This is a genomic window from Wolbachia endosymbiont of Drosophila bocki (assembly GCF_028982005.1).
Lineage (GTDB): Bacteria > Pseudomonadota > Alphaproteobacteria > Rickettsiales > Anaplasmataceae > Wolbachia > Wolbachia pipientis.
On the sequence record NZ_JAPQLG010000170.1, the window covers coordinates 1 to 6,241 of the forward strand.

General features: G+C 34.4%; 5 protein-coding genes. 3 read left to right on the forward strand and 2 right to left on the reverse strand.

Features of this window, described 5'->3' with window-relative positions; all coding sequences use genetic code 11:
• Nucleotides 1–30: 30 nt before the first annotated feature.
• Both OZD61_RS04010 and hemF read right to left on the reverse strand, forming a co-directional pair.
• Complete coding sequence (locus OZD61_RS04010; protein WP_274979944.1) at nucleotides 31–393, reverse strand: hypothetical protein; 363 nt, start codon at nucleotides 391–393, stop codon at nucleotides 31–33.
• An 81-nt stretch (nucleotides 394–474) separates the two neighbouring features.
• Complete coding sequence (gene hemF, locus OZD61_RS04015; protein WP_274979945.1) at nucleotides 475–1,299, reverse strand: oxygen-dependent coproporphyrinogen oxidase; 825 nt, start codon at nucleotides 1,297–1,299, stop codon at nucleotides 475–477.
• A 160-nt stretch (nucleotides 1,300–1,459) separates the two neighbouring features.
• On the opposite strand from hemF, the gene OZD61_RS04020 reads away from it, so the two are divergent.
• From OZD61_RS04020 to OZD61_RS04030, 3 genes are all read left to right on the forward strand, one after another.
• Complete coding sequence (locus OZD61_RS04020) at nucleotides 1,460–3,943, forward strand: response regulator (RefSeq protein ID WP_274979946.1); 2,484 nt, start codon at nucleotides 1,460–1,462, stop codon at nucleotides 3,941–3,943.
• A 90-nt stretch (nucleotides 3,944–4,033) separates the two neighbouring features.
• Nucleotides 4,034–4,876, forward strand: coding sequence for a ParA family protein (locus OZD61_RS04025; protein WP_274979947.1), 843 nt, complete (start codon nucleotides 4,034–4,036; stop codon nucleotides 4,874–4,876).
• Nucleotides 4,873–5,724, forward strand: coding sequence for a ParB/RepB/Spo0J family partition protein (locus OZD61_RS04030; RefSeq protein WP_274979948.1), 852 nt, complete (start codon nucleotides 4,873–4,875; stop codon nucleotides 5,722–5,724). Before OZD61_RS04025 ends, OZD61_RS04030 begins: the two co-directional genes overlap by 4 nt.
• Nucleotides 5,725–6,241 lie beyond the last annotated feature (517 nt).

Here is a 6,241-nt window from a genome sequence, read left to right on the forward strand (position 1 = left end):
ACACCAGCTTGCAAATGATTGTCCTTTCCTTCATTTCTCTCCTATTACGAAGATTTTAAACAGGTTCTCACTATCCAATTTTAGATTTTTTGATTCTGCTAAACTCTCAATAACACGAATTATAACATTCTTTCCATTCTCATCTATTGAGTGGATATCAGCTCCACGATTAATCAGCAATTCCATTATTTTGTGATCTGTAGCATGTCCTAAAGCCTGATTTAAAGCTTGATTATTATTTATATCAAATGATCCTGTATTCTTGAGAGACATAGTCTTTGAAAAGAATTTTCTAAAACTATTTAATGCATCATAGAGAATTAGGGTCAGTTTAACACCTTTTATGTCATTGTTTTTGACAGATTTAATTAAAAAATTATCTATTATGCCCATGATTATACCCCCTATATAAAAGCTCACTACCATGGTACAATTTTAAACTATGATGATTTATTTTCTACTAATAGCAGCTCTCTATAACCACTTAACAAGTGGTGGCATTGACATCATAATTGCATCTGGATTGCCGTCAGTCATTAAACCAAACCTTGTGCCACGATCGTATAACAGATTGAATTCTACATATCTGCCACGTTTTATTAATTGATTTTCTCGTTGTTCTTTTGTCCAAGATTTTTGAATATGTTTACGTATGACGTGCGAATAAATTTCCAAAAAGGCTTCACCTACTGCTTTTGTGAACTCAAAATCGTTTTCCCAGTTGCCAGAACTCAGATTATCATAGAAAATGCCACCAATGCCACGCGGCTCTTTTCTGTGTTGTAAGAAAAAATAGTTGTCACATTGCTCTTTAAATTTTGGATAATATCCGGTGTCAAATCTATCACATGTCATTTTGATTGATTCATGAATATACTCGCAATCTTCTTCATTTTTATATACTGGCGTAAAATCCATTCCTCCACCAAACCATTGTTTTGAAGTATATATCAGCCTTGTGTTCATATGTGCTGCAGGGATAAGGGGCGATTGCATATGAGACACTAAAGATATACCGCTTGCCCAAAACTCTCCGTTACTTTCACTTGCACCAGGAATCTCATTAATGGCTGAATCTGCAAATTTTCCGTGTACTTTTGAAACGTTTACTCCAACTTTTTCAAAAACATTACCAAAAATAATTGTAGACTCACCACCTCCACCACCTGGGCGATCCCACTTTCTCTTTTCGATCTTTGGCTCTGCGGATGATTGTTTTTCAATTAATAAGAAAGATTCTATAATCTTATCTCTTAGTGCACAGAACCATTTAAATGCTTGTGTTTTTTGTTTTTCCATAATATCCTCTTACTAGCTTATTAACATTGTTATATCTGATATTTAAGGAACTTAATTAGATTTGGATGGTAATTATCTATCAAAGACGTTAATAAATCTATAATAATTAAATCAATATAATAAAACATTTTCGTATGTACAACAATGCCAAGTAACAATAATGAATAAAAGATACATAGATAACAAAAAAGAGAACAGGGTTGACTTCATACTAAGAAATTATGGAATGTCAATTGTTGTGATGGCAGTTATTATGCTCTTACCTTCAGTAGCAATATCGATACTCTACTTTTTTGATATATATAGTCAGCATATTAATATAGGGATTAATTTATTAGTTAGCACTCTAACAACTCTCTTTATGATATATAATGTAAAACGCTACAGATACATACTTAACACTATAGAATTTCAAAATGCAATATTTGCAAATGCACTAAATCATAATACAGAATTTTGCCTTATTTTACATAAAGATGAAGGTATTATTTATGCTGATGCAAGGTTCTACGAAAGGTTTAAAGATCATATAATAGATAATGACATTACGTTAGGCAAGATTCTTGAAATAGGAGATGTTTCAGAAGCAGACAAAAAAGTACTCTATCATGCACTAAAAAATAACTCTTCTGTACAGGTATGCATTTCCTTAAACAAGAAGAATAGAGTATCTAACTTTCTTTTGCTCTTTGAGCCGATACCAGATAATCCCCAAATTGCTATAAATAGTAATAAGATTTTAAATTTATCATTAGTGCCAATAGCAAGGCCAGATGGGTATTTTGTATTAAAAGCAACACAGATAAACAAGGAGCAGATATATGAAGAGTTAATAGAAAAACACAGCATAGGAACTTACATTGCAAATGCCAAAGGGGTGATTTTATCTGTAAATAAAAGATTTTTAGACATATTTGAACTAAAAAAACTGGAAAAAGGTAGCTCAATCAGTGATTTTATATCTCAATCTAAATATAACAATACAACAACCGATAATGAAATTTTGTTTTTTACTATAAGTGGTATTCCATTCAAGGCTTATATGAGCACTGCTATATTTTGTGATAAATACAACCATAGCTATATATATGGCTTTATAACACCAACCGAATCAAATATTGTTGATTATCAATTACACCCTTGTTTTGCAAATTCATCAATTGCTATTGCACAATGTGACATAAACGGCAACTTTGTAAAGAAAAATACGGCACTAATAAAGCTTGCAGGGTCAGATAATAATTCAATCTTTACGTTGATATTGGATAGTTATCATGTGAAAATACGTGAATATTTTTTGAGTAATAGAATAAATAATGCGTCTTTTGATGTACAGCTCAACGGCGGTAATAACATAAAAATATATTTCAATAAGTTTCTTCATAATAAGATGATCTTCATACTTTGTTATTTTATTGACAATACTGAACACAAAAACCTAGAGATAAAGCTTGAGCATTATCAAAAGATGCAAGCTATAGGGCAGTTAGCAGGTGGTATTGCGCATGATTTCAACAATATATTGACTGGGATAATAGGATTTTGCGATTTGCTTTTACTCCAGCATTCAGCTGGTGATCCATCTTTTGGAGATATAATACAGATACAGCAAAATGCAAAGCGTGGATCAAATTTAGTAAGACAATTGCTTGCTTTTTCAAGAAGACAGACCTTGCAGCCAAAAATTATTGATGTAAATGGAACTATAGCTAATCTTTATGAAATGATAAAAAGATTAATAGGTGAAAATATAAAATTTAACATTTATTATGGTAGAGACTTGGGTGCTGTTAGGGCCGATCAAGGGCAATTAGAGCAAGTTATACTTAACTTAGCAGTTAATGCTAGTGCTGCTATGGAAAAGGGCGGGGAATTAACTATACGAACCTTTAATCAAAAGATTGACTCATTAAATTCTACATCTCAGGATATGTTTTCTCCAGACAAGGAAACGATCGAACATGGAAATTATGTTGTGATTGAAGTAATTGATACTGGATGTGGAATGACAAGTGATACAGTTGGAAAGGTATTTGACCCATTTTTTTCTACCAAAGATATTACCTCTGGTACAGGTCTTGGCCTCTCTACTGTATATGGCATTATTAAACAAACTGAAGGATACATCTATGTTGCTAGCAAAGTAAATCATGGAACTAAATTTAGCATATTTTTGCCCATGGTTTACATATCCGATGAAAATCTGAGAGAGGAAGATAGTGAAGAAATAGAAAGACCGGTAGTAAGTGAAATTAAAGGTAATGGTATAATTTTATTGATTGAAGATGAAGATTCAGTAAGGGAATTCATTGCTAAAGCACTAAAAAGGAAAGGATTTGATGTAATAGAAGCAAGCATAGGCAGCGAGGCGCTAGAAATAATCAGTAAAAAAAGTCAACACATAGATCTTATAATCACTGATGTAATCATGCCAGAGGTGAGCGGCCCAGAAATAGTTAAAGAAGCATTGATCCATAGGCCAAATATCAACGTTATTTTTATTTCTGGGTATGCAGAAGATGCTTTTTTAAAGAGTGATGACATCAATATAGAAGATTTTCACTTTTTGCCAAAACCATTCACTCTGAATGAATTAGGAAACAAGGTTCAAAGTGTGTTACACAAAGCAAAAAAGACAGTCTAATTTTAGTGTGGTTCACAACAAAAAAATTTTCTAATGCAAAAGTTTCTTGCATATATACAATAGAATTATTTTATACATAAGATAAAAGGCGTGAGCAAGATTATTGCAATAGTAAATCAAAAGGGAGGAGTTGGCAAAACCACAACTAGTATAAATTTATCGACAGCCTTTGCTGCTGTGGGAAAAAGCACTTTATTGGTAGATCTTGATCCTCAAGGAAATGCTAGCACCGGGCTCGGGATTTCTTATCGTAGTAGGGAAGAAAAAAATATATACAAAATACTACTAAGCAGCGAAAATAAATTGATAGAATCGGCAATTTTCAATATAAAGGAAATTTCAAATTTATCACTAATTTCGTCAGTAGTTGATTTATCAGCTGCAGAAATTGAATTATCGCAACTTGAGCGAGGAAAATTTGTGCTAAAAAGCGCACTAGAGAAGATACGCGATAATTATGAGTATATAATCATCGATTGCCCTCCATCACTTGGGCTTCTAACCATAAATGCTTTGACTGCTGCTAATTCTATTATTGTCCCTCTTCAGTGTGAATTTTTTGCTCTGGAAGGATTAAGCCATTTAGTTAAAACTGTAGAGCTGATAAAAAGGAATAACCTAAACCCTTTTTTGGCAATAGAAGGGATAGTGTTAACAATGTATGACAGGCGCAACAAACTCAGTGAACAGATTAAAAACGATATTTGCCAGTATTTAAATGATAAAGTATACAAAACTATCATCCCATTGTATGAGACTGTTATTCCACGTAACGTACGGTTATCAGAAGCGCCTTCTCATGGAAAACCTGCTATTGTGTATGATCTTAAGTGTCCTGGTGCACAAGCATATATAAGTTTGGCAAGGGAAATTTTAAAAAAGCACGCGAGCAGTTGTAAGGAGAAGAAACTAGTAAGCGAGGGCGTAGTATGAAGGATGATAGACGCCTCGGCAGAGGTCTTGCCGGCCTCATAGGCGATAATTATGATAATAAAGAAGATCGACAAGAGCATTTGCCTATTTTATTACTGCACCCAAGCAAATTTCAACCGAGGAAACATTTTGACGAGGAGTCATTAAGAGAACTTGCAAATTCGATAAAGAAAAGTGGCATTATACAGCCTATCGTGGTACGCAAAGATTCAAATGATGACGGTTATGAAATAATAGCCGGGGAACGTCGTTGGCGAGCAAGCAAGATTGCAAATCTTAATAGTGCACCGGTTATCATAAAAGATCTGAGCGACAAGGAATGCTTGGAAGTATCCATAATTGAAAACATACAAAGACAAGATATTAATCCAATAGAAGAAGGTGAAGCGTATAAGAAACTGATAGATGAGTTTTTCTATACACATGAGGAATTAGCTTCAGCTATAGGCAAAAGCCGCAGCCACATAACCAATATGATTCGGATGTTGTCACTTCCCTGTAGGGTGAAAACAATGATCAACGAAAAAAAACTATCTATGGGTCATGCAAGAGCGTTGATTAATGTTGAAAATGCTGAAGGTATTGCAGAAAGAATAGTTTCTCAAGGCTTAAGCGTTAGACAAACTGAAAAATTGATAAAAGATTTGCATCAAGGCAACAACCAAAAAGAGCAGAAATATACTAGAAATCAAGATATGACGGTAATAGAAGGCGCTATATCTTCTCAACTTGGTTTAAAGATCAAAATTAATGGCAACAATTCTAAGGGTAAAGTTATGATACGGTATAATAATTCAAATGAATTGGATCTAATATTGAAAGTTTTGAATAGGAAACTTGAGGCATAGCTAGTAGCTGCCAGTAAAGCAACAAACCAATATCAACTGTTGGTGTCATGAAAGTAGCTGACACTGGTTTCCATCCAAGAGGGCAGTAGCCCCTTCGCTGTCATGCAAGTAGCCTCCCCCCCCTGTCATCCCAGTGCTTGACACTGGGATCTAGCAAGCTTTGCTTGCAAATAAGTCTAATACGCGTCGCGTTTTATGCCAAAACACAATTGGAGTTACATGCAAAATAGATCCCAGTGTCAGCTACTCGGATGACAAAAAAAGGAGCACTGGAATAACAGCAGTCCCTCATACCGCGATTCATTCGCGGTATCTCTAGATCCCGCTAACAAGCAGCGGGATGACGAGGTTTACGCTTATCGGATTGTTTCAACACGTCATACCGCGATTCATCCACGGTATCTCTAGATCCCGCTGCGGGATGACGATTGTCGTTTAGCCATAAATATTAAGAAATTTACCAAACGAAAAAAAGGCAAAAGAAGCCCTGGGGTTATTATCCGCTTTAAAATATTGG

Excerpts from the sequence above, each read along its gene's own strand:
- OZD61_RS04010 (WP_274979944.1), bottom strand. The coding sequence starts at position 393 with ATGGGCATAATAGATAATTTTTTAATTAAATCTGTCAAAAACAATGAC.
- hemF (WP_274979945.1), bottom strand. The coding sequence starts at position 1,299 with ATGGAAAAACAAAAAACACAAGCATTTAAATGGTTCTGTGCACTAAGA.
- OZD61_RS04020 (WP_274979946.1), top strand. The coding sequence starts at position 1,460 with ATGAATAAAAGATACATAGATAACAAAAAAGAGAACAGGGTTGACTTC.
- OZD61_RS04030 (WP_274979948.1), top strand. The coding sequence starts at position 4,873 with ATGAAGGATGATAGACGCCTCGGCAGAGGTCTTGCCGGCCTCATAGGC.